This window comes from Allobosea sp. AAP35, assembly GCF_001295925.1.
GTDB lineage: Bacteria > Pseudomonadota > Alphaproteobacteria > Rhizobiales > Beijerinckiaceae > Allobosea.
The window spans coordinates 1-25,966 of record NZ_LJHQ01000030.1 but is presented as its reverse complement, the minus strand read 5'-3'; the positions used below and the strand labels follow the sequence as shown (position 1 = coordinate 25,966).

At 66.6% G+C, this 25,966-nt stretch carries 24 protein-coding genes; 20 read left to right on the top strand and 4 right to left on the bottom strand.

From position 1 onward, the window contains the following. Window positions 1-175 precede the first annotated feature (175 nt). From IP69_RS11550 to IP69_RS21835, 8 genes are all read left to right on the top strand, one after another. Complete coding sequence (locus IP69_RS11550; protein WP_054142977.1) at window positions 176-1,972, top strand: acyl-CoA dehydrogenase C-terminal domain-containing protein; 1,797 nt, start codon at window positions 176-178, stop codon at window positions 1,970-1,972. Between the two features lie 147 nt (window positions 1,973-2,119). Further along, window positions 2,120-3,328, top strand: coding sequence for an acetyl-CoA C-acetyltransferase (locus IP69_RS11545; RefSeq protein WP_054142976.1), 1,209 nt, complete (start codon window positions 2,120-2,122; stop codon window positions 3,326-3,328). Window positions 3,329-3,339: 11 nt separating this feature from the next. Further along, a complete protein-coding gene (locus tag IP69_RS11540) occupies window positions 3,340-5,544 on the top strand; it encodes a 3-hydroxyacyl-CoA dehydrogenase NAD-binding domain-containing protein (protein WP_054142975.1) in 2,205 nt (734 codons plus the stop codon). A gap of 7 nt (window positions 5,545-5,551) precedes the next feature. Continuing rightward, the gene (locus IP69_RS11535; RefSeq protein WP_054142974.1) at window positions 5,552-6,052 is read left to right on the top strand and encodes a peptide deformylase; all 501 of its coding nucleotides are present in this window, start codon (window positions 5,552-5,554) and stop codon (window positions 6,050-6,052) included. 72 nt (window positions 6,053-6,124) lie between these two features. Next, window positions 6,125-6,376 (top strand): ribbon-helix-helix protein, CopG family, encoded by a 252-nt coding sequence (locus IP69_RS11530; RefSeq protein WP_197279828.1) that lies wholly within the window; start codon window positions 6,125-6,127, stop codon window positions 6,374-6,376. Next, window positions 6,373-6,471 (top strand): type II toxin-antitoxin system RelE/ParE family toxin, encoded by a 99-nt coding sequence (locus IP69_RS22505; protein ID WP_197279826.1) that lies wholly within the window; start codon window positions 6,373-6,375, stop codon window positions 6,469-6,471. Before IP69_RS11530 ends, IP69_RS22505 begins: the two co-directional genes overlap by 4 nt. Window positions 6,472-6,480: 9 nt before the next feature. Beyond that, window positions 6,481-6,708 carry a type II toxin-antitoxin system RelE/ParE family toxin gene (locus IP69_RS11525; RefSeq protein ID WP_054142972.1) on the top strand — a complete coding sequence of 76 codons (228 nt, stop codon included), beginning with the start codon at window positions 6,481-6,483 and terminating at the stop codon, window positions 6,706-6,708. A gap of 28 nt (window positions 6,709-6,736) precedes the next feature. After that, on the top strand, window positions 6,737-6,916 hold the full coding sequence (locus IP69_RS21835) for a hypothetical protein (protein WP_156323411.1): 180 nt from the start codon (window positions 6,737-6,739) through the stop codon (window positions 6,914-6,916). A 21-nt stretch (window positions 6,917-6,937) separates the two neighbouring features. Here the strand turns inward: IP69_RS21835 and IP69_RS11520 are convergent, their stop codons facing one another. Then, window positions 6,938-8,278, bottom strand: a complete 1,341-nt coding sequence (locus tag IP69_RS11520; protein ID WP_054142971.1) for an aspartate aminotransferase family protein — start codon at window positions 8,276-8,278, stop codon at window positions 6,938-6,940. A 174-nt stretch (window positions 8,279-8,452) separates the two neighbouring features. Here IP69_RS11520 and IP69_RS11515 point away from each other — a divergent pair, with 174 nt between their 5' ends. The 3 genes from IP69_RS11515 to IP69_RS11505 all read left to right on the top strand — a co-directional run bounded on the left by IP69_RS11515 (window position 8,453) and on the right by IP69_RS11505 (window position 12,860). Then, complete coding sequence (locus IP69_RS11515; RefSeq protein WP_054142970.1) at window positions 8,453-10,237, top strand: hypothetical protein; 1,785 nt, start codon at window positions 8,453-8,455, stop codon at window positions 10,235-10,237. Window positions 10,238-10,480: 243 nt separating this feature from the next. Further along, window positions 10,481-11,860, top strand: coding sequence for an EAL domain-containing protein (locus tag IP69_RS11510; RefSeq protein ID WP_156323410.1), 1,380 nt, complete (start codon window positions 10,481-10,483; stop codon window positions 11,858-11,860). 130 nt (window positions 11,861-11,990) lie between these two features. Continuing rightward, complete coding sequence (locus tag IP69_RS11505) at window positions 11,991-12,860, top strand: TIGR01459 family HAD-type hydrolase (protein WP_156323409.1); 870 nt, start codon at window positions 11,991-11,993, stop codon at window positions 12,858-12,860. Window positions 12,861-12,888: 28 nt separating this feature from the next. On the opposite strand, the gene IP69_RS11500 is transcribed toward IP69_RS11505, so the two are convergent. After that, window positions 12,889-13,272: a response regulator gene (locus tag IP69_RS11500; RefSeq protein WP_054142967.1), complete on the bottom strand. Its 384-nt coding sequence runs from the start codon at window positions 13,270-13,272 to the stop codon at window positions 12,889-12,891. Between the two features lie 272 nt (window positions 13,273-13,544). Here IP69_RS11500 and IP69_RS11495 point away from each other — a divergent pair, with 272 nt between their 5' ends. From IP69_RS11495 to IP69_RS11465, 7 genes are all read left to right on the top strand, one after another. Further along, window positions 13,545-14,000 carry a MaoC family dehydratase gene (locus IP69_RS11495; protein ID WP_054142966.1) on the top strand — a complete coding sequence of 152 codons (456 nt, stop codon included), beginning with the start codon at window positions 13,545-13,547 and terminating at the stop codon, window positions 13,998-14,000. An 81-nt stretch (window positions 14,001-14,081) separates the two neighbouring features. After that, window positions 14,082-15,050 carry a bifunctional riboflavin kinase/FAD synthetase gene (locus tag IP69_RS11490; RefSeq protein WP_054142965.1) on the top strand — a complete coding sequence of 323 codons (969 nt, stop codon included), beginning with the start codon at window positions 14,082-14,084 and terminating at the stop codon, window positions 15,048-15,050. Window positions 15,051-15,259: 209 nt separating this feature from the next. Further along, window positions 15,260-18,268 (top strand): isoleucine--tRNA ligase, encoded by a 3,009-nt coding sequence (gene ileS / locus IP69_RS11485; RefSeq protein ID WP_054142964.1) that lies wholly within the window; start codon window positions 15,260-15,262, stop codon window positions 18,266-18,268. Beyond that, on the top strand, window positions 18,265-18,747 hold the full coding sequence (lspA, locus tag IP69_RS11480) for a signal peptidase II (RefSeq protein ID WP_054142963.1): 483 nt from the start codon (window positions 18,265-18,267) through the stop codon (window positions 18,745-18,747). Before ileS ends, lspA begins: the two co-directional genes overlap by 4 nt. A gap of 77 nt (window positions 18,748-18,824) precedes the next feature. Beyond that, window positions 18,825-19,466 carry a hypothetical protein gene (locus IP69_RS11475; RefSeq protein ID WP_054142962.1) on the top strand — a complete coding sequence of 214 codons (642 nt, stop codon included), beginning with the start codon at window positions 18,825-18,827 and terminating at the stop codon, window positions 19,464-19,466. Between the two features lie 204 nt (window positions 19,467-19,670). Continuing rightward, entirely contained in the window at window positions 19,671-20,969 is a 1,299-nt protein-coding gene (locus tag IP69_RS11470; protein WP_054142961.1) for a pitrilysin family protein, read from the top strand. A gap of 94 nt (window positions 20,970-21,063) precedes the next feature. Continuing rightward, window positions 21,064-22,359 carry a pitrilysin family protein gene (locus IP69_RS11465; protein ID WP_054142960.1) on the top strand — a complete coding sequence of 432 codons (1,296 nt, stop codon included), beginning with the start codon at window positions 21,064-21,066 and terminating at the stop codon, window positions 22,357-22,359. A gap of 81 nt (window positions 22,360-22,440) precedes the next feature. Here the strand turns inward: IP69_RS11465 and IP69_RS11460 are convergent, their stop codons facing one another. Next, window positions 22,441-22,968 (bottom strand): DUF882 domain-containing protein, encoded by a 528-nt coding sequence (locus IP69_RS11460; RefSeq protein ID WP_156323408.1) that lies wholly within the window; start codon window positions 22,966-22,968, stop codon window positions 22,441-22,443. A gap of 317 nt (window positions 22,969-23,285) precedes the next feature. Between IP69_RS11460 and IP69_RS11450 the strand changes: the two genes are divergently transcribed. Further along, window positions 23,286-23,669: a hypothetical protein gene (locus tag IP69_RS11450; RefSeq protein ID WP_054142957.1), complete on the top strand. Its 384-nt coding sequence runs from the start codon at window positions 23,286-23,288 to the stop codon at window positions 23,667-23,669. Between the two features lie 47 nt (window positions 23,670-23,716). On the opposite strand, the gene IP69_RS11445 is transcribed toward IP69_RS11450, so the two are convergent. Further along, complete coding sequence (locus IP69_RS11445) at window positions 23,717-24,145, bottom strand: nucleoside deaminase (RefSeq protein WP_197279829.1); 429 nt, start codon at window positions 24,143-24,145, stop codon at window positions 23,717-23,719. 165 nt (window positions 24,146-24,310) lie between these two features. On the opposite strand from IP69_RS11445, the gene IP69_RS11440 reads away from it, so the two are divergent. Then, window positions 24,311-25,966: pseudouridine synthase (locus IP69_RS11440; protein WP_054142955.1), on the top strand; the 1,656-nt coding region annotated here is incomplete at its 3' end.

The following is a 25,966-nucleotide window of genomic DNA, read 5'->3' as shown; positions in this document are numbered from 1 at the left end:
CGGCTAAACGCCGGGGCGTTTCCGTTTGTGCCCGGTCCATCGATCCCGATCGCGCCCCATGCTGATACGCCAAAGCGAAAACACCCCTTTGCCATTTCGCAGATGATAGTTTATATGTGAACTATCCAAGCCGTCCGATTTCATGGGGACTGGCTGATGCCGAGGGAGCAACGCCATGCCGGTCTACAAGGCCCCCGTCGAAGACACGCTTTTCCTGCTGAACGACGTCTTCAACATCGAGCGCTACAACAACCTGCCTGGCTTCGCCGACGCGACGCCCGATGTTGTCGAGGCCGTGCTGGGCGAGGGCGCCAAGCTCTGCGAGCAGGTTCTGCAGCCGCTGAACCTGTCGGGCGACCAGGAGGGCTGCAGCCGCGACGCCGATGGCCGTGTCACCACGCCGAAGGGCTTCAAGGCGGCTCACGAGGCTTATGCTCAGGGCGGCTGGATCGGTCTCGCCATGGAGCCGGAATATGGCGGGCAGGGGCTGCCCTACACGCTGGGCGCCGTGATGAACGAGTTCGCCTCCTCGGCGAACATGGCCTTCGCCATGTATCCGGGCCTGACGATGGGCGCGATCGCCGCGCTCAATGTCCATGGCTCGGACGAGCAGAAGCGCACCTATCTGCCCAAGATGATCGAGGGGGTGTGGTCGGGCACGATGAACCTGACCGAGCCGCATTGCGGCACCGATCTCGGCCTGATCAAGACCAAGGCCGTCCCCAACGGTGACGGCTCCTATGCCATCACCGGCACAAAGATCTTCATCTCGGCCGGCGAGCAGGACATCACCGAGAACATCATCCACCTCGTGCTGGCCCGCATCGAAGGGGCGCCGGCCGGCGTGAAGGGCATCTCGCTCTTCGTCGTGCCGCGTAACGCGATCGGCGCGGACGGATCGGTGGGCGAGAACAACCACGTCTCCTGCGGCTCGCTCGAGCACAAGATGGGCATTCACGGCAATGCGACCTGCGTGATGAACTATGACGGAGCGAAAGGCTGGCTCATCGGCACGGAGAACAAGGGCCTCAACGCCATGTTCGTGATGATGAACGAGGCCAGGCTGGGCGTCGCCATCCAGGGGCTGGCCCAGTCCGAGGTCGCCTATCAGAACGCCGTCGCCTACGCGAAGGACCGCATCCAGGGCCGCTCGCTGACCGGCGCCAAGAGCCCCGACAAGGCGGCCGACCCCATCATCGTCCACCCCGACGTTCGCCGCACGCTGATGTCGATCAAGGCCTTCAACGAGGCGGCCCGCGCCTTCGTCATTTGGAACGCGCTGAAATCCGACATCGCCCACCGTTCGGGCGATGCTGCCGAGCGCCAGGCCGCCGACGACCAACTCGGGCTGATGACGCCGGTGCTCAAGGGCGTGCTCACCGATGTCGGCTTCGACAACACGGTCAAGGCCCAGCAGATGTTCGGCGGCCATGGCTACATCGCCGAATGGGGCATGGAGCAGTTCGTCCGCGATGCCCGCATCGCCATGATCTATGAGGGCGCCAATGGCGTGCAGGCGATGGATCTCGTCGGCCGCAAGCTCGGCCGCGACGGCGGTCGCGCCATCATGGCCTTCTTCAACGAGGTCGGCGGCTTCATTCAGGAGAATGGCGAGGACGAGGCGCTGAAGCCTCTTCTGGCGCCGCTCGGCGCCTCGCTCGGCCATCTCCAGCAGGCGACCATGTGGTTCATGAACAACGCGATGGCCAGGCCCGACAATGCCGGCGCCGGCGCGACCGACTACATGCACCTGCTCGGCCTCGTTTCGCTCGGCTATATGTGGGCCAAGATGGCCAGGGTCGCCCAGGACAAGCTCAGGGCCGGCGCCAATGGCGCGACCGAGCGGATGAATTCCAAGCTGGTGACGGCCCGCTTCTTCATGGAGCGCAGCCTGCCCGAGACGGCGGCGCATCTGGCGCGGATCACCAGCGGCGCGGATTCGACGATGGCGCTGAGCGCGGAGCAGTTCTGAGCATCGCGCGTCATGGTCGGGCTTGACCCGACCATCTCTCGCAGACCTTGCACACCCCGCTGGATGACGAGATGGTCGGGTCAAGCCCGACCATGACGTCCGGCACGAGAACGAGCCGCCTCGCTGCGGCCAGCCCGGGAGGCCCTGATGGCAGACGCATTCATCTACGACCATGTCCGCACGCCGCGCGGCAAGGGCAAGGCCGACGGCTCGCTGCACGAGGTCACGGCGATCGAGCTCGGCACGACGACGCTGCGCGCGATCCGCGACCGCAACGACCTCGACACGAAGCTCGTCGAGGACGTCGTCTTCGGCTGCGTCGATCCGGTCGGCGAGGCCGGCGCCGACATTGCCCGCACGATCGCCCTCAAGGCCGGCTACGGCAAGGAGGTGCCCGGCATCCAGATCAACCGCTTCTGCGCCTCCGGGCTGGATGCGGTGAACCTCGCGGCCGCGCAGATCATGTCGGGGCAGAAGGAGATGGCGATCGGCGGTGGCGTCGAGAGCATGAGCCGCGTCGGCATGGGTGCCTCGGGCTTCGGCATCGCCTTCGATCCCTCCGTCGCCATCGATACTTATTTCATGCCGCAGGGCATCTCGGCCGATCTGATCGCGACGAAATACGGCTTCTCGCGCGACGATGTCGATGCCTTTGCCGTGCGCTCGCACAAGCGCGCCCACGCCGCCTGGGAGGCCGGGCGCTTCAAGAACTCGGTGATCCCCGTCACCGACGTCAACGGCCTGACCATTCTCGACCGCGACGAGACCATCCGGCCCGGCACCGACATGCAGGCGCTCGCCGCACTGAAGGCCTCCTTCGTCCAGATGGGCGAGATGGGCGGGTTCGATGCGGTCGCCAGCGCCGCTCACCCGGATGTCGAGTTCGTCAACCACGTCCATCATGCCGGCAATTCCTCAGGCATCGTCGATGGCGCAGCCGCCGTCCTCGTCGGCTCGAAGAAGGGCGGGAAGGCAGCAGGGCTGAAGCCCCGCGCTCGCATCCGCGCCTTCGCCACCATCGGCTCCGATCTCGCGCTGATGCTGACCGGTCCGGTGGACGTTACCGAACTCGTGCTGCGCAAGGCCGGCATGACCACTGGGGATATCGACCTGTTCGAACTGAACGAGGCCTTTTCCTCCGTCGTGCTGCGCTACCAGCAGGCCTTCGACATCGACGACGAGATTCTGAACGTCAACGGCGGCGCCATCGCCATGGGCCACCCTCTCGGCGCCACCGGCGCAATGATCCTCGGCACCGTGCTCGACGAGCTGGAGCGCACCGACAAGAACACCGCCCTGGTGACGCTCTGCGTCGCCGCCGGCATGGGCGTCGCCACCATCATCGAACGGGTTTGAGGAGAGCCATCATGAACCTCACCAATTTCCGCTTCGAGACCGATTCCGACGGCATTGCGACAGCGACCTGGGACATGCCGGGCCGCTCGATGAACGTCATCACCCCCGAGCTGATGGCCGAACTCGACGCCATCATCGACAAGGTCGCCTCGGACGAGGCCATCAAGGGCTGCGTCATCACCTCCGGCAAGGAAGCGTTTTCGGGCGGCGCCGACCTGACCATGCTGCAGGGCCTGCGCGACCTCTACATCCGCCTCGCCAAGGATAAGGGCGAACAGGTCGCGATGCAGAGCTTCTTCGACGAGAGCCGCAAGCTCTCGTTGCTCTACCGCAAGCTCGAGACCTGCGGCAAACCCTTTGCCGCCGCGATCCACGGCGTCTGCCTTGGCGGAGCTTTCGAGCTCGCGCTTGCCTGCCAGTACCGCGTCGTTTCCGACGATGCCGCGACCCGCGTCGGCCTGCCCGAGATCAAGGTGGGGCTGTTTCCCGGCGCCGGCGGCACCCAGCGCGTCGCGCGTCTGATGCAGACCGGCGACGCCCTCCAGATGATGTTCAAGGGCGAGCAGGTGAAGGCGCTGCCCGCGCGCAACACCGGCCTCGTCCATGCTGTCGTCCCGCGGGACCAGCTCGTGGCGAATGCGAAGGAGTGGCTCAAGGCCAATCCGCAGGCCAAGGCGCCCTGGGACGATCCGAAATTCAAGCTGCCCTCCAACAAGGTCTATTCGCCGGCCGGCATGCAGATCTGGCCGCCGGCCAACGCGATCTATCGCCGCGAGACCAACGACAACTACCCCGCCGCCCGCGCCATCCTCTCGGCGGTCTATGAGGGCCTGCAGCTCCCGATCGATCTCGGCCTCAAGGTCGAGAGCCGCTACTTCGCCAAGATCCTGCGGACGAAGGAGGCGGCCTCGATGATCCGCTCGCTCTTCGTCTCGATGCAGGAGCTCAACAAGGGCGCGCGCCGCCCGGCCGATGTCCCGCCCTCGAAGCTCAAGAAGGTCGGCGTCGTCGGCGCCGGCTTCATGGGCGCCGGCATCGCCTATGTCTCGGCCCTGTCGGGTCTGGAGGTCGTGCTGGTCGACCGCGATCAGGAGGCCGCCGACAAGGGCAAGGCCTATTCGCACAAGCTGGTTTCCGACCAGATCATGAAGGGCCGCGCCAAGACCGCCGACCGCGACGCGCTGCTCGGCCGCATCACCGCAACCGCCGATTATGCCGATCTCAAGGGCTGCGACCTCGTCGTCGAGGCGGTGTTCGAGGATCCCAAGGTCAAGGCCGAGGTGATCGCGAAGGTCGAGGCGGCGGTGGGGCCGAAGACCATCTTCGGCTCCAACACCTCGACTTTGCCAATCACAGGGCTCGCCACCACGAGCGAGCGGCCGCAGAACTTCATCGGCATCCATTTCTTCTCGCCGGTGGAAAAGATGCTGCTGGTCGAGGTCATCATGGCCAAGAAGACCGGCAAGAAGGCACTCGCCATGGCGCTCGACTTCGTCCGCGCCATCAAGAAGACGCCGATCGTCGTCAACGACACACGGGGCTTCTACGCCAATCGCTGCGTCGGCAATTACATCCGCGAAGGCCATCTCATGCTGATGGAGGGCGTGCCCCCGGCGATGATCGAGCAGGCCGGCAAACAGGCCGGCATGCCGGTCGGCCCGCTCTCGCTCAACGACGAGGTCGCGGTCGATCTCGCTTTCAAGGTGCTCAAGGCCACCAAGGCCCAACTTGGGGACGAGGCGGTTGATCCGGCGCAGGAGAAGCTGCTCTCCGACATGGTCGAGAAGCACGGCCGTCTCGGCCGCAAGAACAGGAAGGGCTTCTACGATTATCCCGAAGCCGGGCCCAAGCGCCTCTGGCCGGGCCTGGCCGATCTCGTCGGCAAGCGGCTCGCGCCGGAAGACGTCGACATGGAAGAGCTGCAGCACCGCCTGCTGGTGACGCAGGCGCTCGAGGCGGCGCGGACCTATGAGGAGGGCGTCGTCACCGATCCGCGCGAAGCCGATGTCGGCTCGATCATCGGCTTCGGCTTTGCTCCTTATTCGGGTGGCACGCTGTCCTTCATCGACAATATGGGCGCGGCCGCCTTCGTGAAGCTCTGCGAGGTGCTCGCGAAGAAGCATGGCGAGCGCTTCAAGCCCAACAAGCAGCTCAAGCGCATGGCCAAGACCGGCGAGAGCTATTACGGCGCGGCGGCGGCCAAAGCCGCCGCCTGAGACGACCATGGCGATCCTGCCGATCCTCCGGTTCCCCGATCTGCGCCTGCGCGCGGTCGCGGAGCCGGTCGGGTGCTTCGATGCCGATCTGCGGCAGCTCGCCGCCGATCTGCTGGAGACGATGCGCGCCGCGCCGGGCGTCGGCATCACCGCGCCGCATGTCGGCGTGCTCAAGCGCCTTGTCGTGCTGGAGCTGACGCCCGGCGAGGTCAGGGTTTACGTCAATCCGCAGATCCTGTGGGCCTCGCCAGAAACCGCCCGCGCCACCGAGGGCAGCGTCTCAATGCCGGGCGTCACCGAGGAGGTGGAGCGCGCGGCGAAGGTTCGGATCGGCTATCGCGATCTCGACGGCGTGCCCCATGAAGAGGAGGCCGACGGCTTCCTGGCCATCTGCCACCAGCATGAGCTCGACCAACTCGACGGAATCTTCTGGCTGCAGAGGCTGTCTCGGCTAAAGCGGGAGCGGGTGGTGGCGCGCTATGGGAAGTTGCAACGCGGAGACATTTGAGGCTGCGGCGAAGCGGCTTGGAGGGAACGGTGCGGGCTGATATGATTACAAGTGATGACAAGGGAGCACACCATGCCGCAGCGCGTCGTATCCGAACCGATCACCATCCGAACGGCCAGGGTTTCGGAGATCGATGCCCTGGCGAATGCGATGGATCGTTCCCGCAACTACATCGTCAATCAGGCGATTGAGCAGTATCTGGAAGCCAACGCCTGGCAGATGGAGCGGATCACGGCCGGGATCGAGGCGGCACGCGCGGGCAAGGCGATGCCTGCCGATGATGTTTTTGCCGGGATCGCAGCGAAGCACGGCTGGTTGCGTTGAAGAAGCTGGTCATTGCCGAACCCGCTGCCCGCGATCTGGAGGGGATCGTCGATTACATCGCGCTGGACAACCCGGTTGCCGCCGAAAGCGTCTAGCGGGGGATTGTGGATGCTGCGCGGAAGCTACCCCGGTTTCCGGCCCTTGGGCGTCTCGGTCGCCAGCCCGAGACGCGGGAACTCAGCGTTTCCGGCCTGCCCTACCTGATCGTCTACGAGGTTGGTGCCGAGGCGGTCACGATACTGGCCATCTTCCACACGGCCCGCGATTTGGCGCAGGCGCTGCATGAGCGGATGAAGGGCCGCTCATTGGGTCATGGCGGCTCAACGGATTAAACCGCTGAGTCAGAAGATTGTCGGCTTCATGTTTGCCGTGGTGAAAACAGCCTTTGCCATCGCGGACAATCTGAGGCTTTCGAACGCCGCTTGTCATCAACCAATTCAGGACTGTCCTGCGGCCCTGTGCGGAGCATCCACATCTCGAACCCCGACCTTGACCAACAACGGCGTGATGGTCGGGATGAGCCCGACCATGACGCCATGAGACGGCTGGCGCTGACGCGTCCTACCCCGCCACAGCCCGGATCACCCGCCTCGTCTTCTCGATGATCTCGCCGATCTGGTCTTCCGTCACGATCAGCGGCGGGGTCAGCGCGATCGTGTCGCCGGTGATGCGGATCATCAGCCCCTCCTCGTGGAAGGCGTGCTCCATCGCCGCATAGCCGCGCTTGCCGACGCCCTCTTCGCGTGAGGCGAGGTCGATGCCGGCCACCAGCCCGAGCGTGCGGATGTCGAGCACGTTGGGCTCTTCCTTCAGCTCCATGATCGCATCGGCCCAGAGCGGCTCCAGCGTCTTGGCGCGCTCGAACAGGCCCTCGTCGCGATAGACGTCGAGGGTCGCCAGCGCGGCGGCGGCCGCCAGCGGATGACCCGAATAGGTGTAGCCGTGGAACAGTTCGATGGCGTTGTCGGGGCCGTTCATGAAAGCGTCGAAGATGGGCTTGCGGACGATCACGCCACCCATCGGCACCGTACCCGAGGTTACGCCCTTGGCGAAGGTGATCATGTCGGGGATGACGCCGTAGCGCTCGGCCGCGAAGGAAAAGCCAAGCCGCCCGAAGCCCGAGATCACCTCGTCGAAGATCAAAAGAATGCCATGCTTCGTGCAGATCTCTCGCAGGCGCTGGAGATAGCCCTTGGGCGGCGGCAGCACGCCGGTCGAGCCCGCCATCGGCTCGACCATCACGGCTGCGATGGTCGAGGCGTCGTGCAGCGTGACGATCCGCTCCAGCTCGTCGGCGAAATGCGCGCCATAGTCCGGCTCGCCCTTGGTGAAGCGCTGCTTCTCGCGGTCATAGGTCGCGGGCATATGATCGGAGCCTGCCAGGAGCGAGCCGAAGAATTTGCGGTTGGAGACGATGCCGCCGACCGAGATACCGCCGAAGCCGACGCCGTGATAGCCGCGCTCGCGGCCGATCAGCCGGGTCTTGGAGCCCTTGCCGAGCACGTTCCAATGGGCGATCGCGATCTTGAGCGCCGTGTCGGCGGCCTCCGAGCCGGAGCCGGTGAAGAAGACATGGTCGAGATCGCCCGGCGCCAGTGCCGCGATGCGGGCGGCGGCCGCGAAGACCTTGGGATGGCCGAACTGGAAGTTCGGGGCGAAATCGAGCTCTTCGGCCTGGGCCTGGATCGCCTCGATGATCGGCCGGCGCTTGTGCCCGGCATTGCAGCACCACAGACCCGCCGTCCCGTCCATGACCGGCTTGCCCTCGGGCGTATAATAATACATCCCCTCCGCCCGCGCGATCATGCGCGGGTTCTTCTTGAACGCCCGGTTGGCCGTGAACGGCATCCAGAAGGCTTCGAGATCGTTGGGGTTCGCGACGGGTGAGGAGGCTGCGGTCATCTGACGATCCTGTGATTAATCTTCGCTCAACCTAACAGCATGATCCCGGCTGTAAATTGTCGGTGCGAAGCGGCATGGCTGCACCGCAAGAGGCGGGCCAACACCGCGTTGCGGGATGACCTAACGTCGCTCTTGCGCTAACGAGCAGAAGGGGCGCAAACCGAACCGGACCCCATGCAGGACAACGAAGCAGCTTCTGACGAGATCGACGGCGGATCCCAGGCAGCGATTCGCGCGGGGCTCGCACGCGTCCTCGCATCCGACGCGTTCCGCGCGGCGCCGCAGCTTTCGGCTTTTCTCGCCTTCATCGTCGAGCGCGCCGTTGCGGGGCGCTCCGCCGAGTTGAAAGGCTACACCATCGCGGTCGAGGCGTTCGGTCGGTCCGCCAGTTTCGATCCGCAGGCTGATCCGATCGTGCGCGTCGAGGCCGGCCGGCTTCGCCGGGCGCTCGCGCAATATTATGCAGGCGAGGGCGCCGCCGATCCGGTGCGGATCACCATCCCGGTCGGCGCCTATATTCCGGCCTTCGAGCGCCTTGATGTCGCTTCCGCCACGATGACCGCGTCAGGGCCCGCAGGCGAGCCCCTTTTCGGTCCCGTCGATTCCACGACATCCGGGCCGACGCAGCGATCCCAAAATCCGGACTTTGAGCGACGGGTCGCGAAGCGCTGGCCGGTGATGGCCGGGGCAGCCTTGTCGCTCGCGCTGCTGTCGCTGGGCGCCTGGCATGGTGGCCTGCTGGGCCGCGATACCGCAACGCGAGGCGCAGCCCTGCCGATCGCCGGCCCGGCAACAGCGGTCGGCCCGAACATTTCGGCTCCGGCAGCTGCGCTCGAGACGACGATCCTGGTCATCTCGCTCCCCGATCCGCCAGGCGATCCCGGTCTCGCTGCAACCGCGCGCCGGTTCTCGAGCTTCCTGGTCGACGCGTTGTCGCGGTTCGACGATCTCGTCACGGTCAAGATGCCGCAGGTCGGCGAGGCTTTGCCGGCGGGTGCCGATTATGTCTTCGAGGTCACGGGCGAAACGGTCGATGGGGCCATGGAAAGCTTTGCCCGGCTGCGCTCCGTTCGCGACGGTCGAATCGTCTGGTCGGCTGCCTCAACGCGAGCCTTTCGCGCCGATGACGCCGATGTGCCCGACATCGCCCGGCGCCTGGCGGCCCGCCTGGCCGAACCCTTCGGCATCATCCATGCCGATATTCGCCAGAACCCGGATTCCGGACCGATGCCTTGCATCTACCGGGCAATGGATTTTCGGCGGGTCATGGCCAAGGAGGACCATCTCGCGGCCCGCAACTGCCTGCAGGAGTTGGTTCGGCGCGATCCGACTTTCTATCCCGCCTGGGCGCAGCTGAGCTTCCTCAGCCAGTTCGAATACAATTTCGGCTTCAATGCGCTGCCGGAACCGCCGCTCGAGCGCGCCTTGTCCGAGGCCTTGACCGCGGTGCGGCTGGCGCCATCGAGCGCCAGGGCCCAGCAGGTCATGATGATCGCGCTTTTTGCACGCGGTGCCGCCGAGGAGGGGCTCAGGGCCGGACAGCTGGCAATGTCGCGCAACCCGTATGATTCCGATATCCTGGCCACGCTCGGCGCCCGCTACATTCAGCTGAACCGCCCGGCGGAAGGGCTGCCGCTCGTCGAAAAGGCGATTCAGATCAGTGCCGGGCGCCCGCCCTCCTATGATTTCTTCGCGTTCCTGGGCGCCCATCTCTTGAATGCGCAACAGGTCTCGCGCGCCCATGGCGAATTTCTCGGCGACAGTACGCATCCCTATGCTTTGCTGGGGCGCGCCATCAGGGCTGTCCAGAGGGGCAACATGGGCGAAAAGACCGAGGCCCTGACCAAGCTCTGCAGCCATTACCCTCTGTTCGAAGCCGATCCGCAGCAATGGTTGATGCGCCGGGGCTTCGGCGCAGCCGTCATCAAACGTATCCTCGACGATCTCGGCCTCCAGTAACCTGACGCGGCCTGACCCGGCCCGTCGTGCCTTGACGACGTTTCGCAATTGGCGCGGGTTCCGCGGGAAAGCTCGCTTGCAGGCAAGCATGAAGGTAATCTGCTACGCAGTGGTGTGATTCGTTGTTTTTCCGATCAACCCCTGGCGCGACTGCTGCTTTTGGCTTCTCTCCGACGCACTGCCCTGCATCCTCTCGCCAGCGCGGTCACCGGGCTGTGCGCGGGCGCGGCCCTGACGCTTCTGATGCCGACGTCGTTGGGCATGGCGCTTGGCCTGCTCTTGGCCGGCGGCGGCTGGCTCGGCTCCGCCTGGATCACGCAGAGGCTCGCGCTGGCGCAGCGGGAGCAAGTGCTCGCCGGCATCGGCGAGGTCAAGGTCCGGCTCGCGACCAATGCCATCCGGCTCGATGCCCTGGCGAAGCGTGTCGAGCAGCTGCCGATGCGCGATGTCGATGCCGCCCCAGCACGCGCTGCCATCAACGAACTGACGGCCGAAGTGGGCCTGCTGGGCGACCTGATCCACCAAGTCGCCACGACGCTGGCCGATCACGATGCCGCGCTGGCGACGATGCAGTCGCGGGTGGCGTCCGCAGCTGAACCGGCGCCCATGTCGGCGCCGCTTGTGGTGATCGATCCCGAGGCGGCTCGGCAGGAGCGTCTGCGGGCGTTGGCAACCGAGCGCGCCGAAACAGCGCGGCAGGCGCGCGAACAGGCCGAAGCCGAACGCGCCGCAGTCATCAGCACGGCGCTCTCGGAAGGCAAGGTCGAGGTCTACCTGCAGCCGATCGTCCAGCTGCCACAGCGCCGGACCCGCGGTTACGAGGCGCTGGTGCGCCTGCGGCTCGACGAGAATACGCTGCTGCTGCCGCATGAATTCCTGCCCGTCATCGAGGAGCGCGGCTTCGGTCCCACACTGGATGCCCTGGTCCTCACACGTGCGCTGGCAATCGCCCGCCATCTCGGCTCGAAGGAGGGCGGACTCTTCGTCTCCTGCAATTTCAGCACGGCGACCTGGGGTTCATCGAAGGCCTTGGCGACGCTGGCGCGCATCCTCGAGAAATACCGCGAACATACCGGCCATCTGATCGTCGAGATGCCGCAGAGCGTCTTTCGCGGTCTCGATCCCACGAGTCTGGGGCTGCTTGGGGCGATGTCGGCCAATGGCGTGCGCTTCGCTCTCGACCAGCTCGTCGATCTGCGGCTCGATCCTGTGTCGTTGTTCGACCGCGGCATCCGCTTCGTCAAGGCGCCTTCGGCCCTGCTGACGGCCCAGGCCGATGGGCAGGCTTCCGATATCGCCGCAGGGGATCTGTCAACGCTGCTCGCCCGCGCCTCGATCGTGCTGATCGCCGACGAGGTCGAAAACGATCCCGCCGTCGCCGATATGATCGAACTCGGCGTGACAATGGGGCAGGGGCCGGTGTTTTCGCCGCCGCGGCCGGTCAAGCCCGATGTTTTTGCCGAACCGGCGCCCGTACCCGCTCCCACCGTGCCCGCGCCGGAACCCGCGCCGTCTCATGCGGCCGAAATCATCGGATATCCCGTGCCGGCCGCTCCGCCGCCGGCTCAGGCCGTTCCCGAACGCCAGTCCTTCCGTTCCGTGCTGCGTCGCGCCACCGCTTGAACCGGCTAGGACGAGCCGCAGCCAGCTCGGCCTGCGGCCTGGGCGCATCGTCCCGGCTTTGCTGCGGATGCGAGAACCGGTTCGATGCTGTAGAGGGATTGGCGACCCAAGGCTCTAGGAGTGACGCGCCGTGTTGCCATTGAAGACTGCTGCCACCCTGCCGCTTCCGGGTTTCGCCCAGATCGCCGACGACTTCGATCTGTGCCTCTGCGACATCTGGGGGGTCGTCCATAATGGCGGGGCCGCGTTCGGCGCTGCGGTCGAGGCCCTGATGGCCATGCGCGAACGCGGCATCACCGTGGTCCTCGTCACCAACGCGCCGCGTCCGCAGTTCGAGATTCAGCGCCAGCTCGAAGGGTTCGGCGTGCCCCAGGCGGCCTGGGACGCCATCGTCACCTCGGGCGATGCCTGCCGCGCCTTGATCCAGGAGCGTGCCGGGCAGCCGATGTTCAGGCTCGGCCCCGATCGCGATCTTCCGCTGATTGCTGGTCTCGATGCGCCGGAAGTTGGTGTCGGCGAGGCGGCTTACGTGCTCTGCACCGGTTTGCGCGATGACGAGACCGAAACGGCGGCAACCTATGCCGACCTGCTCGCCGGCTTTGCCGCGCGCGGGCTGGAGATGATCTGCGCCAATCCCGATCTCGTGGTCGAGCGCGGCGGCCGCATCGTGCCCTGCGCCGGTTCGGTGGCACTGGCCTATGAGGAGCTTGGCGGCAAGGTGGTCTATGCGGGCAAGCCGCACCCGCCGATCTATGAACGGGCGTTTGCCCTGGCGCAGGCTAGGCGGGGCGCGCCGGTCGCTCGCGAGCGGGTTTGTGCCATCGGCGACGCCATCCGCACCGATATCGCGGGGGCACACGCCATCGGCGCGACCGGGATCATGGTCCTGGCGGGCATCCATGCCCAGGATCTGATGGCAGCGTCCTGGGACGAGCGCCATGGCTGGCTCAGCCGGCAGAGCCATCGCCCGGCCTATGCGATGCCGCATCTCGTCTGGTGACCAGGGGCGCCCGCGCCCTTCACCGCGCTCAGGCGGTGCAGACGGATTCGATCTTGGAGCGAAGCGTCTGCGCGTTGAACGGCTTGACGATGTAGTTGTTCACGCCGGCCTTCTTGGCGGCGATGACGTTTTCGGTGCGGGATTCGGCGGTGACCATGATGAAGGGCGTTGCCGACAGGGCATCTTCCTCGCGCACGCGCTGCAGCAGTTCGAAGCCCGTCATCGGCTCCATGTTCCAGTCCGAGATCACCAGCCCATATTGCTTGTCGCGCATCTTGGCGATCGCGGCCTGACCGTCCGAGGCATCGTCGACATTCTCGAAGCCAAGCTGTTTCAGGAGGTTGCGAATGATCCGGACCATGGTCTGGTAATCATCGACCACCAGGATCGGCATGGTTGGATCGAGAGCCATTGCGGTGCTCCAAGCAAGCGGTGAAGGCGCGGGCCGAGCCCACGCCGTGCCGCTTCAATTGCGGCCGTCGTTATTGGTTCCCAAGGGATAGCCTGCCCGTATTTCAAAGCCGTTAATCCAATGGGAGAGTGACGCTACGGCATGCGCCATCCGTTCAAGCCACCAAAGTTGAATGGCTCGCCTGCAACGGCTGTGACAGGCTCGCGATCCCGACAGATCGGCCCTGGCGGTGCTTATCCGTGCCGTGCCGACCATGCAGGTGAACCACAGCGATGAGCAGTGCGCTCTACACCGTCCACGCCTTTGAGGATCTGGCGATCGGCCAGAGCGAGAGCCTGATGCGCACGGTGATGGAGCGCGACGTCTCGCTTTTCGCTGACCTCTCCGGCGACGCCAACCCCATCCATCTCTGCGACCGCTATGCCGCCAACACCAAATTCGGCCAGCGCATCGCCCATGGCATGCTCACCGCGAGCCTGGTCTCGGCCCTGCTCGGCACGCGGCTGCCTGGTCCGGGCGCGGTTTACCTGTCGCAGACCCTGACGTTTCTCGCGCCGGTGAAGATCGGCGACGTCGTGATGGTCCGCGTCGAGGTCATGGAACTGGTTGCCGAGCGGCGTCGCGCCAGGCTGTTCTGCGAATGCCTGGTCGATGGCAAGGCGGTGCTGGAGGGTGAGGCCTGGGTCGCGCTGCCGCCCTCGCGGGCCGGACATCGCGCCGCGGAATAAGCCCGGCGGCTTGACGCATCGCCGCCTCTGGCCAATGACGGGCCGCCCGGCACGTCCCGGGCGTCCGGATCGCCTTGCCCGATGACCACGCCCGCCGACCCCTCAAGCAGCTTCGTGCTCGACTTCGACAAGCCCGTACCTGCCGCGCTGCGCGGCGCGGTGATCGCGCTCGGTAATTTCGACGGCGTCCATCGCGGCCATGCCGAGCTCGCGCGAGAAGCCACCGAGCTGGGCAAACAGCTTGACCGCAGGCCGGCTGCGCTGACCTTCGAGCCGCATCCGCGCAGTGTCTTCAGGCCAGAGGAACCGGTCTTCCGCCTGACGCCACCGGCGCTCAAGACCGAACTGCTGGGGCAGATCGGCCTGCCTTTGACCTTCGTCTTGCCCTTCAACCGCGACATCGCGGCGATTCCGGCCGAGAAATTCATCGCTGATCTTCTGTTCGCCAAGCTCGGCGTGTCCGGGCTCGTCTGCGGCTATGATTTTCATTTCGGGCAGGGGCGGCGCGGCGATCCCGAAATGCTGCAGGCGCGCGGCGAGGCGCAGGCCGTCCCCGTCGTGGTGGTGCCGCCTTATGTCTGGAATGGCGAAGCGGTGTCCTCGACCCTGATCCGCAATTTGCTGGAGCAGGGCGATGTCGCTCGCGCCGGGGATTATATCGGCCGCCCCTGGCTTGTGCGCGGTATCATCGCCCATGGCGACAAGCGTGGCCGCGATCTCGGCTATCCCACCGCCAACATGCATCTCGCCCGCGACTGCAGGCTGAAATACGGCATATATGCCGTGCGGATGAAGATCGACGGCGTCTGGCATGATGGCGTCGCCAGCTTCGGCAGCCGCCCGACCTTCGATGACGGCGCACCGCGGCTGGAGACCTTCGTCTTCGACTTCGCGGGCGATCTCTACGGCAGCCAAGTCGATGTCGCCTTCGTCTCCTGGCTGCGCGGCGAGGCGAAGTTCGACTCGCTGCCCGCCCTGATCGCGCAGATGGACGCCGACAGCGCCCGCGCGCGCGACATTCTCGGCCAGACGCCGCCCTTTCTTCCATGACGCGCGCCTGCTAGAAGCCGCTCATGCTCGCTTTCCGCGCCATATCCATGATCCCGCTCCGGCGAATTACGGGCCCGGCTGCCGCCCCGCGCTAGAGGCGCGGGCGCTCGCGCAAGCCGGGATGACCATCGCATTTTCTGCCCATTTCACAGCGGACAGCGCCACGCCAGATGACCATGGCAGCCAGGCCGCCTTGCCCGAGCCGGACCATGACCGACAAACCAACCGACACGATCGACTATTCCCAGACGCTCTTCCTGCCCCAGACCGAGTTCCCGATGCGGGCCGGCCTGCCGCAGCGCGAGCCGGAGCTGCTCGCGCGCTGGGCCAGGATGGACCTCTACCGCAAGCTGCGCGAGGCCGGGAAGGGCCGCGACCGCTTCGTCCTGCATGACGGCCCCCCTTACGCCAATGGCAACATCCATATCGGCCACGCGCTCAACAAGGTCCTGAAGGACCTCGTCACCCGCTCGCAGCAGATGCTCGGCCACGACTCGAATTACGTGCCGGGCTGGGACTGCCACGGCCTGCCGATCGAATGGAAGATCGAGGAGCAGTACCGCGCCAAGGGCCTGAACAAGGACAACGTCGATGTCGTCGAGTTCCGCAAGGAATGCCGCGCCTTTGCCGAGAAATGGGTCGACATCCAGCGCGAGGAGTTCAAGCGGCTCGGCGTCGAGGGCGACTGGGACGATCCCTATCTCACCATGGCCTATCCCGCCGAGGCGCAGATCGCCCGCGAGATCATGAAATTCGCCGAGACCGGCCAGCTCTATCGCGGCTCCAAGCCGGTGATGTGGTCGGTGGTCGAGAAGACCGCGCTCGCCGAGGCCGAGGTCGAATACGAGGAGCATGTCAGCGACACGGTGTTCGTGGCGTTTCCGGTGACGATGGCGCTCGGGCTCGGACCTGTCGCAGATCGTCTTCTCGATGCTTCGGTTGTCATTTGGACAACCACGCCGTGGACGATCCCGGGCAATCGGGCAATCTCATACAACCGTAAGATAGCATACGGTCTCTACAAGGTTATCGCTGCGCCCGAGAACAATTGGGCCAAGATCGGCTCGACTTATGTGATTGCGAAAAATCTCGCAGAAGGCGTGTTCAAGGCAGCAAAGGTTGAGGCTTTTGAACTCGTCGGGGATTTGGATGAGCGGGACCTTTTCCCAGTCCAGTGCAACCATCCTTTGAACGGCCACGGCTACGACTTCGCCGTGCCTCTCCTCGACGGCGACCATGTCACCGACGAGGCCGGCACGGGCTTCGTCCACACGGCCCCCGGCCATGGCCGCGAGGATTTCGACGTCTGGATGGCAAATGGCCGCCAACTCGCCGAGCGCGGCATCGAGACCCGTATCCCCTACACCGTCGATGCCGATGGCCGCTTCACCAAGGACGCGCCGGGTTTCGAGGGCGCGCAGGTCATCACCGACACGGGCGAGAAGGGCAACGCCAACGAGGTCGTCATCAAGGCGCTCGCGGCCTCGGGCAATCTCGTCGCTCGGGGCCGGCTCAAGCACCAGTATCCCCATAGCTGGCGCTCGAAGAAGCCGGTCATCTTCCGCAACACGCCGCAATGGTTCATCGCGATGGACAAGCCGATCGGCGAGGCCGGCGCACCGGATGTGGCCGATCCGCAGCCGGTCGCCGGTGGCAACACCGATACGCTGCGCAACCGCGCGCTGAAGGCGATCAAGGACACGCAATGGGTCCCCGCCGCCGGCGAGAACCGCATCAACGGCATGATCGCCAACCGCCCTGACTGGGTGGTCTCGCGCCAGCGCGCCTGGGGCGTGCCGATCACCGTCTTTGTCGAGAAGGAGACCAAGGACATCCTGGTCGATGCGAAGGTGAATGCCGCGATCGCCGACGCCTTCGAGGCCGAGGGCGCGGACGCCTGGTTCACCGACACGGACGGGGCGCGCTTCCTGGCGCCTCACGGCTACGATCCGGCGCAATATGAGCGCGTCACCGACGTGCTCGACGTCTGGTTCGATTCAGGCTCGACCCATGCCTTCACGCTGGAGAAGCGCGCCGATCTGAGGGCGCGGCGCCGCGGCGACGGCGGCAATGACCGCGTGATGTATCTCGAGGGCTCGGATCAGCATCGCGGCTGGTTCCACTCCTCGCTGCTCGAAAGCTGTGGCACGCGCGGCCGCGCTCCTTACGACATCGTGCTGACGCACGGCTTCTGCCTCGATGAGAAGGGCGAGAAGATGTCGAAGTCCAAGGGCAACGTCACCGCCCCGCAGGACATCATCAAGGATTCCGGCGCCGACATCCTGCGCCTCTGGGTCGCGGCGGCTGACTATTCCGACGATCTGCGCATCGGCAAGGAGATCCTCAAGACCTTCGTCGAGACCTATCGCAAGCTGCGCAACACGATGCGCTGGATGCTTGGCACGCTCGCCCATTTCAGCGAGGACATCCGCGTCGCCGAAGTCCAGACCATGCCTGAGCTGGAGCGGCTGATGCTGCACCGGCTGGCCGAGATCGGACCGCAGGTCGAGGAGGCTTACCGGACCTATGACTACAAGAAGGTCGTGACGCTGCTCTCGCAGTTCATGAACACCGAGCTCTCGGCCTTCTATTTCGACGTCCGCAAGGACGCGCTCTATTGCGATCCGCTGTCGAGCCATGTCCGCAAGAGCGCGCTCACCGTCGTCGATCATCTCTTCCGCTGCCTGACGACCTGGCTCGCGCCGATCCTAGTCTTCACGGCCGAGGAGGCCTGGCTCGAGCGCTATCCCGAGCAGAAGACGCTCGACGGCTCGGTCCATCTCGAACTCTTCGCGCAGGCTCCCGTCGCCTGGCTCGATCCTGAACTGGCCGAGCGCTGGAGCAAGATCCGCAAGGTCCGCCGCGTCGTCACCGGCGCGCTCGAATTGGAGCGCGCGGCCAAGCGTCTCGGCTCCTCGCTGGAAGCCGCGCCGCAGGTCTTCATCGCCGATTCCGATCTGCTGGCGGCATTGTCGGGGCTTGATCTCGCCGAGATCAGCATCACTTCGGGCATCCGCATCGAGAATGGCGAGGGGCCGCAGGAGGCCTTCCGCCTGCCCGATGTGCCGGGCGTCGCGGTCGTGCCGCATCGCGCGGCCGGCGTGAAATGCGCCCGCTCCTGGAAGTATTTCGACCCGGCGACGGCCGATGCGGCCTACCCGACGGTAACACCGCGTGACGCCAAGGCGCTGCGGGAACTCGGCCGGGGCGCGGCGTGACGGCTCCCCGTCGCCTCGGCCTTGCCGTCGTCCTGGTCGTCTTCCTGGCCGACCAGGCGCTGAAGCTCTGGCTGCTTTTCGGTCTGCGCCTGGCGGAGACCGGGCCCTTCGCCGTGACGCCGTTCATGAACATCGTGCTGGCCTGGAATCGCGGCATTTCCTATGGGCTGTTCCAGCAGGGCACCGATATCGGGCGCTGGGCGCTGGTGTTCATCTCCGTCGCGGCCGCGATCTGGCTGGGGCGCTGGATGTGGCGCGAGGAGCGCACGCTGACCGTCGTCAGCCTCGCTTTGATCGTCGGCGGCGCGCTCGGCAACGGGCTCGACCGCGCCGTCTATGGCGCCGTGGTCGACTTCGTCCATCTGCATTGGGGCAGCTTCAGCTGGTACATCTTCAACATTGCCGATGCGGCCATCGTTGTCGGGGTGGCCGGGCTGCTGTATGAGTCCTTTCGTCCCGGCGCGGAAAAATCGGCGTAAGACGGGCGGCGCCATCGTTTTGCCGTTCGTCTGGGGTTTGAGACGGGGAAGCAATATCCCCCGAGGGAGGTTTGACCATGGCTCATCGCATCCGCGTGACGCATCTGCTGCTGGCCGGCGGCCTTCTGTTTGCGGCCCAGCCCGCGCTGGCTCAGGAGGGCATGCTCTTCAAGAACCTGCTGGAGGGCGTCATCGGCGGCCGCCCGGGCGACGATATCGAGTATCGGCAGCGCCCGCCGCTCGTCGTCCCGCCCAATTCGGTTCTGCCGCGCCCGCAGGCTCCCGCCAGCACCCGCAACGCTGCCTGGCCCAACGATCCCGACGTCGCAGCCCGCCGCGCTGAAGCCGAGGGCGCCCGCGTGCCGACATTCAATCCGAACTGGCGCAACAACCCGGTGCTGAGCCAGGAAGAACTGCGCCGCGGCCGTACCACGCGCAACACCGGCCGCCCCGAGATCGCCGAGGATCACAACAACTACAACAACCAGATCGCGCCGATCCGTATCGGCCGCGAACTGGCGACGCGCCACAACCAGGCCGCTGCCGACCAGCTCGTCTATGGCGAGGAGCCGGCGCGGCGCACCCTGGTCGAGCCGCCTGTGGGCTATCGCCGCCCGGCCGGCACCGCGCCGGTGGGCCCGGGCCAGGGCGGCCCCGTCGAGGACCGGCAGGCCGTGGGCCAGCGCGAGTTCCTGACCGGCACGGTCCCGATGCAGTGAGGGCCGATGCCGGAGTCGTGACCGCCCTTGCGGCTCGGCTCCACGCATGCGCTGAAAGGCGGCACTGGCGTTCGGCGCCCGGCCGCCTTATTTCGTTGTCTTGACAGAAGACTTGGCCTTGCCCGGGATGGCAGGCTGCATCCGCGCAGACCCGCTCGGGGTCATGCCGACCTCGCCCATCATTGGAGACGGCCTCAGGTGAACATGCATTCGCAGCCCCAGGCCGCCCCGTCGCAAGCGCCTCAACCCGTCGAATCCTTCCGGCTCGCCAACGGCCTCGATGTCGTCGTCGTTCAGGACCGTCGCGCGCCGGTGGTGACGCATATGGTCTGGTATCGCAACGGCTCGGCCGATGATCCGGCCGGCAAATCGGGCATCGCGCATTTCCTCGAACATCTGATGTTCAAGGGCACGGCGAAATGGCCGGCGGGCGAGTTCTCCAAGATCGTCGCCGGCTTCGGCGGCCAGGAAAACGCCTTCACCTCTTTCGACTACACGGCCTATTTCCAGCGCGTGCCGAAGGAGCATCTGCGCGCGATGATGGACTATGAGTCCGACCGGATGACAGGCCTTGCCTTCGATGAGGGCGTCGTGGCGCCCGAGCGCGATGTCGTGCTCGAAGAGCGCAAGATGCGGGTCGATTCAGACCCCGCCGCCCAGCTCGGCGAAGAGTTTTCCTCGGCGCTGTTCGTACATCATCCCTATGGCACGCCGATCATCGGCTGGGAGCACGAGATCGAGGGACTCGATCGTGCGGACGCCTTCGCCTATTACCAGCGCTTCTACACGCCCGAGAACGCGATCCTCGTCGTCGCCGGCGATACCGATGCCGCGACCGTGCGTCGCCTGGCCGAAGAGACCTATGGCGTCATCCCCGCGCGGGGCGAGACGCCGGTTCGCAAACGCCCGGCCGAACCCGAGCCGCGCGCCGCGCGTCGCGTGTCGCTGAGCGATCCGCGCGTGCGCCAGCCCTCGCTGCGCCGCGGCTGGCTGACGCCGACCTATCTCAGCGGCGACCGGGGTGAGGCCTTCGCGCTGGAGATTGCCGCCGAAATTCTTGGCGGCGGCACCACCTCGCGGCTTTACCGCAAGCTCTGTGTCGAAGCCGAGCTGGCCTCGGGCGCCAGCGCCTATTTCATGGGCTCGATGGTCGATCGCGCCGCCTTTCAGGTTTCCGCCAGCCCGCGCCCCGGCGTCGAGATGGCGGCGCTCGAGGCCGGGCTGGATGCGGCGCTCGCCGCCTTTCTTGCCGACGGGCCCAGCGAACTCGAACTGGCCCGCGCCCGCACCCGCCTCGTCGCCGAGACGATCTTTGCCCGCGACAGCCAGTCCTCGCTTGCCCGCATCTTCGGGTCGTCGCTGGCGGTGGGCGAAACCGTCGATGACGTGATGGCCTGGCCGGCGCGGATCGAGGCGGTGCCGCGCGAGGCGGTGGTGGAGGCTGCGCGCCGCTACCTGCGGCCCGATCGCAGCGTCACCGGCCTGCTCCTGCCCGCGGCCTGAGCTCTTGCCTGCGGCCTGAGGTGGCCGCATCCTTTTCTCGACAGGGCAGGGCGCCCGTCCGTCATCGGATCATCGCCCGCCGTCAGGACATGACATGAACGCTCCCGTCCCCGTCGCCGCCACCAGCCTGGCTGGCCCCTCCGTCGCCGTCCAGAAGGTTCGCTCGGCCTCAGGGGTTGAGGCCTGGCTGGTCGAGGAGCACAGCCTGCCGCTGATCGCGGTCGACTTCGCCTTCGACGGCGGTGCGACGCGCGACCCCGACAACGCCGCCGGCAGCGCCTATCTCATCTCCGGCCTGCTCGACGAGGGTGCCGGCGATCTCGACGCCGAGGCCTTCCACGGCAAGCTCGCCGACCATGCGATCAGCCTGGGCTTCGATGCGCGGCGCGACGATTTTCACGGCCATCTCCAGACGCTGTCGAGCCATCGCGACACGGCGTTCGATCTGCTCGCGCTCGCCGTCAACGCGCCACGCTTCGATGCCGACGCCGTCGAGCGGGTGAAGGGGCAGGTCATCTCCGGCCTGCAGCGCCAGGCGCAGAACCCCGAGACGCTCTGCCGCAACGCGCTCTACGCCGCAGCCTTCGCCGGCCACGCCTATGCCCGCCCTGACAAGGGCGATGTCGACAGCGTCTCGCGGCTGGAGGCACCGGCGCTGAGGACGCTGACGCGCGACCTGCTCTCCCGCGCCGGACTCAAGGTGGTTGTCGTCGGCGACATCACCGCCGACGAACTGTCACGCTGCCTCGACCAGCTCTTCGGTGCCTTGCCGGAAGGCCTGCCGCGCGCACTGCCGCGCGAGCCGCTGCCGATCCAGGGTCTCGGGCAGACCCATGTCATCGATCTCGACGTGCCGCAGACAGTCATCCGCTTCGTCGGCCCCGGCCTGATGCGGCATGACCCCGATTTCGTCGCCGGCAGCGTGCTCAACCACATCCTCGGCGGCTCCGCCTTCACCTCGCGCCTGTTCATGGAAGTCCGCGAGAAGCGCGGCCTCGCCTATGGCGTCTCGTCGAGCCTGCTGCCGCTGCGCGAGAGCGCCATGCTGGTCGGCGGCACCGCGACCAAGAACGAGCGCGCCGCCGAATCGATGAGCGTCATCCGCGAGGAAATGGCCAAGCTCGCCAATGAGGGTCCCAGCGAGCACGAGGTCGCCGAGGCCAAGCGCTACATCATCGGCTCCTACCCTCTGCGCTTCGACACCTCGCCCAAGATCGCCTCCGAACTCTTGGGTCTGGCGATCAACGGCTTTGAGCCGGAGTTTCTGGCCGAGCGCAACCGGCTGTTCGCGGCCGTGACGCTGGCCGATGTCAAGCGCGTGGCGGAGCGCCTCTTCGGCGACCCGCGCCTGCTGGTCCAGGCCGTGGGCCGCCCGGTCGGGCTGGTCTGAGCCGCAACTTCTACAGACAGTTCAGGCCGGCGCGCAGCGCCGGCCTGGGGGAATGCTTTCCGGCTGGCGATGCGGGCCCGCTCAGCGGTCGCGGCTGTTATAGGCGACGCGTCGATTGGCGCGCTTTTTGCCGAACCAGGCGAGCCGTCGGTCGCCGACATCGACATGGACGAGACCGTTCGAATAGGAACCGACCCCCCCGACATTGTCGATCGTCTTGGCGATGGCGGCCGCTTTGCGCGGCGAGGTCTTGAGCGGGCGGAAGTCGATGGCCTTGCCGCGATAATGTTGCGAATTCCGGGCGTGCCGCCCGCCGCAGGTCGAGGTGATCTCGATCGGACCGATCTTTTCGACCAGTTCCCTGACCATGGCGACCGCCTCCGGCTTGAGACAGCGCAGGCTCTTGACCTGCGGCTGGAAGGATACCTGTTCAATTGCGGGCTCTGCACGGGCAAGCATAGGCAAAGAGGCCGTGAAGATCACGGCCGCAACAATACAACGCATTACTGACCTAACAACAAAAGGGGAAATGGAATGCTCAATCCACCATCGATTGGTCTGGTTGAGCGGTTCGGCGTTGCCAATAGACAGATCGCAAGGCGAAAACAAGGCGGGCCGGCGCTGATTGATCTGGAGCTATAGCCACGCCTTGGGGAGAGACCGGGCGCGGAACCTGAAAATGAACGCAGATATGCGCCGGAACGCGAGCGCTCTACGATGCCGGTCAACCGATGATGCCGGTTGACGTGCGCTTGGTTGCGGCTCTCGCGGTGAGGCAGATGACGAGGCGCGAGAGCGGGCCGGGCGCGACGATTTGCAGGCAATGGCTTGACGCGCCGGTAACCGAGCTCGCGGAGAGGCGATGCCACCCGGCCTCCGCAATGATACCTTCACGTAGGGGCATGCGTTCCATCATGGAGGCGTGAATGGCCGACGAGGTGCAGAATTATCTGACGTCCGAGATCGAGACGCTGCGCAGTGCGGTCTTCCGGGCGGGCGCGCTGAACGCCAAGACGCTCGGCCCCTGCGCCGAGACGCATCTCGACAACGTCCTGCGGTTCGTCGCCTTATCCGAAGTGCTCGAAGCGGCGACCTACGAGGCTTTTTCCTGCATCGGCCTGTTCGCCCGGGCGCTCTATGCCCAGGCGGCAATTGGCGAGATCGAGCAGGCGCGGCGCGACGCCCTGGCGGCGATCGATGCGCTGGCCGTCGTCCTGGACGCATCGCCGCCCAGCGAGGCTGCTCATGTGTTCAGCGCGAGCCCAGCCACCCATCAGGAGCAAAACGCCTCAGTCTCTCTTGGCGGTTGAAATCGCGTCGGGCTGCGTCAGGCGTCGAAGCGGTCTGACGACAGCAGCTATCGCCTGCTCTGGAAGAAGCCGCGCAGCAACTCGGCCGCCTCGCTTTCGCGCAAACCGCCATAGACCTCAGGAGCATGATGGCAGGTCGGGCTGGCATAGAGCCGCACACCGTTCTCGACGGCGCCGCCCTTGGGGTCGCCCGCGCCGAAATAGAGCCGGCGGATTCGGGCAAACGAGATTGCGCCGGCGCACATCGGGCAGGGTTCAAGCGTGACATGCAGGTCGCAGCCGATCAGTCGCTCGGAGCCGATCGCGTCACAGGCCTGCCGCAGCGCCAGCATCTCGGCATGGGCGGTCGGGTCCTTCAATTCCAGCGTGCGGTTGCCGGCGCTGGCGAGCACGATGCCGGCGCGCGTCACCACGGCGCCGACCGGCACCTCGCCACGCGCGGCAGCGGCGCGCGCCTCGTCGAAGGCGAGTGCCATCGGGTCGGGCATCGGTAAGGGGCGCGATTGCGGCACGGAGCCTCCGTTTTGTCGCTCGCAGGCGCAGGGTCGCTCTGCTACAAGCGCCGGCTACACCTTAGAATTCGAGCTGACCTTTTCGCGAGAGTGCCTGTCACTTTTGGCGCGGCACGCTCAGGAGCAGTCATGAGCGACGACAACAATCAGAAAAGCCGGGGCCCGCGCAAGAGTGGCGGCGCCGGCGGCAAGGGCGGCGGTTCGCGTGGTGGCCCTGGCGGCGGTCGCGATGGTGGCGGTTTCGGCGGCAGGGCCCCTCGTCCGGGCGCATCGGCGGGCGTCGAACGCAAGCCGTTCAGGCCGCGCAGCGACAGTGCCGAGCGTCCCGCCCGCGAAGGTGCGGCCGAGCGGCCGTTCCGGTCCAGGCCCGATGGCGAGCGCAGTTCGAGCCGGCCCGCCCGCGAGGGCTTCGCGCCGCGTGGCGAGCGGCCCAGTGGCCCCGGCGCCGGCCCCAAGCGTTTCGACAAGCCCCGTTTCGACAAGCCCCGCTCCGACCGGCCGCGCTCCGACGGCCCCGGGCGTCCAAGGCGCCCCCGCGAAGAAGCGCCGGCGCCGGTCTCCGACGCCAAGCTGCTGCCCTCGCTGATCCTGGAGCCCGAGCGCATCGCCAAGGTGATGGCGCGCGCCGGCGTGGCCTCGCGCCGCGACAGCGAGGCGATCATCCTCGAGGGCCGCGTCAGCGTGAATGGCCGGGTGCTGGAAAGCCCGGCTCGCGATATCGGCCCCGACGATATCGTGCTGATCGACGGCGAGCCCTTGCCGGCGCGCGAGCGCACGCGGATGTGGCTCTACCACAAGCCGCGCGGGCTGGTGACGACCAACCACGACCCCGAAGGCCGGCAGACCGTGTTCGAGGCGCTGCCGGAGGATCTGCCGCGCGTGCTCTCGATCGGGCGGCTCGACATCAACACCGAAGGCCTGCTGCTGCTGACCAATGATGGCGGTCTGGCGCGCATGCTGGAGCTGCCCGAGACCGGCTGGCTGCGGCGCTACCGCGTGCGCGCCTTCGGCTCGGTGACGCAGGACAGGCTCGACACGCTGCGCGACGGCGTCACCATCGACGGCGTGTCCTACGGCCCGGTCGTGGCGCGTTTCGAACGCCAGCAGGGCTCCAACACCTGGCTGACGGTGGATCTGCGCGAGGGCAAGAACCGCGAGGTTAAGACGGTGCTGGAGCATCTCGGCCTCGACGTGAACCGGCTGATCCGGGTCTCGTTCGGGCCGTTCCAGCTCGGCGACCTGCCCGAGGGCGAGGTCGACGAGATCCGCTCGCGCGTGCTGAAGGACCAGCTCGGCGAGGAGCTGATGGCCAAGGCCGGCGTCGATTTCGAGGCGCCGCGCCGTGACGAACTGCCGGCGGCTCCGCCGCGCCCCCCGAGCGCCCCGAGCGGCGAGGACCGCCCGCGCCGCCGCGAGAGCGGCGACCGCGACGGCAAGCCCGAGCGCGAGCGCTGGCAGAGCGACGCCAAGCGCACGCCCTCGCTCGACGACCGCAGCGACAAGCCCTGGAAACGCACCGTCTGGCGCGATGCCGAAGCCGAGCCGCAGCGCGAGCGCAAGGCCCCGCCGCGCCGGGGCGCCGACCCCAAGGCCGAGCGCCAGACCCGCGAGGCCAGCGGCGAGGTGGTTCGCCGTCGCGACAAGGCGATCGCCGATCCCAATGGCCGCCGCGTGCTGGTCGAGCGCGTCGGCGCCGCGCCCCGCGCGGAGCGTGCCGAAAGGCCCGCCCGCGACGGCGTGAACCCCAAGCGCCGGCCCGACCGCCTGCCGCGCAGCGAGCGCGGC

Bases quoted from the DNA above. Each gene is read 5' to 3' on its own strand.
- IP69_RS11510 (WP_156323410.1), top strand. From the start codon at position 10,481: ATGCCGACGTCGTTGGGCATGGCGCTTGGCCTGCTCTTGGCCGGCGGC.
- IP69_RS11515 (WP_054142970.1), top strand. From the start codon at position 8,453: ATGCAGGACAACGAAGCAGCTTCTGACGAGATCGACGGCGGATCCCAG.
- IP69_RS11470 (WP_054142961.1), top strand. From the start codon at position 19,671: ATGCATTCGCAGCCCCAGGCCGCCCCGTCGCAAGCGCCTCAACCCGTC.
- IP69_RS11475 (WP_054142962.1), top strand. From the start codon at position 18,825: ATGGCTCATCGCATCCGCGTGACGCATCTGCTGCTGGCCGGCGGCCTT.
- IP69_RS21835 (WP_156323411.1), top strand. From the start codon at position 6,737: ATGTTTGCCGTGGTGAAAACAGCCTTTGCCATCGCGGACAATCTGAGG.
- IP69_RS11495 (WP_054142966.1), top strand. From the start codon at position 13,545: ATGAGCAGTGCGCTCTACACCGTCCACGCCTTTGAGGATCTGGCGATC.
- IP69_RS11545 (WP_054142976.1), top strand. From the start codon at position 2,120: ATGGCAGACGCATTCATCTACGACCATGTCCGCACGCCGCGCGGCAAG.
- IP69_RS11530 (WP_197279828.1), top strand. From the start codon at position 6,125: ATGCCGCAGCGCGTCGTATCCGAACCGATCACCATCCGAACGGCCAGG.
- IP69_RS11540 (WP_054142975.1), top strand. From the start codon at position 3,340: ATGAACCTCACCAATTTCCGCTTCGAGACCGATTCCGACGGCATTGCG.
- IP69_RS11465 (WP_054142960.1), top strand. From the start codon at position 21,064: ATGAACGCTCCCGTCCCCGTCGCCGCCACCAGCCTGGCTGGCCCCTCC.
- IP69_RS11535 (WP_054142974.1), top strand. From the start codon at position 5,552: ATGGCGATCCTGCCGATCCTCCGGTTCCCCGATCTGCGCCTGCGCGCG.
- IP69_RS11500 (WP_054142967.1), bottom strand. From the start codon at position 13,272: ATGGCTCTCGATCCAACCATGCCGATCCTGGTGGTCGATGATTACCAG.
- IP69_RS11450 (WP_054142957.1), top strand. From the start codon at position 23,286: ATGGCCGACGAGGTGCAGAATTATCTGACGTCCGAGATCGAGACGCTG.
- IP69_RS11490 (WP_054142965.1), top strand. From the start codon at position 14,082: ATGACCACGCCCGCCGACCCCTCAAGCAGCTTCGTGCTCGACTTCGAC.
- ileS (WP_054142964.1), top strand. From the start codon at position 15,260: ATGACCGACAAACCAACCGACACGATCGACTATTCCCAGACGCTCTTC.
- IP69_RS11520 (WP_054142971.1), bottom strand. From the start codon at position 8,278: ATGACCGCAGCCTCCTCACCCGTCGCGAACCCCAACGATCTCGAAGCC.
- IP69_RS11550 (WP_054142977.1), top strand. From the start codon at position 176: ATGCCGGTCTACAAGGCCCCCGTCGAAGACACGCTTTTCCTGCTGAAC.
- IP69_RS11445 (WP_197279829.1), bottom strand. From the start codon at position 24,145: ATGGCACTCGCCTTCGACGAGGCGCGCGCCGCTGCCGCGCGTGGCGAG.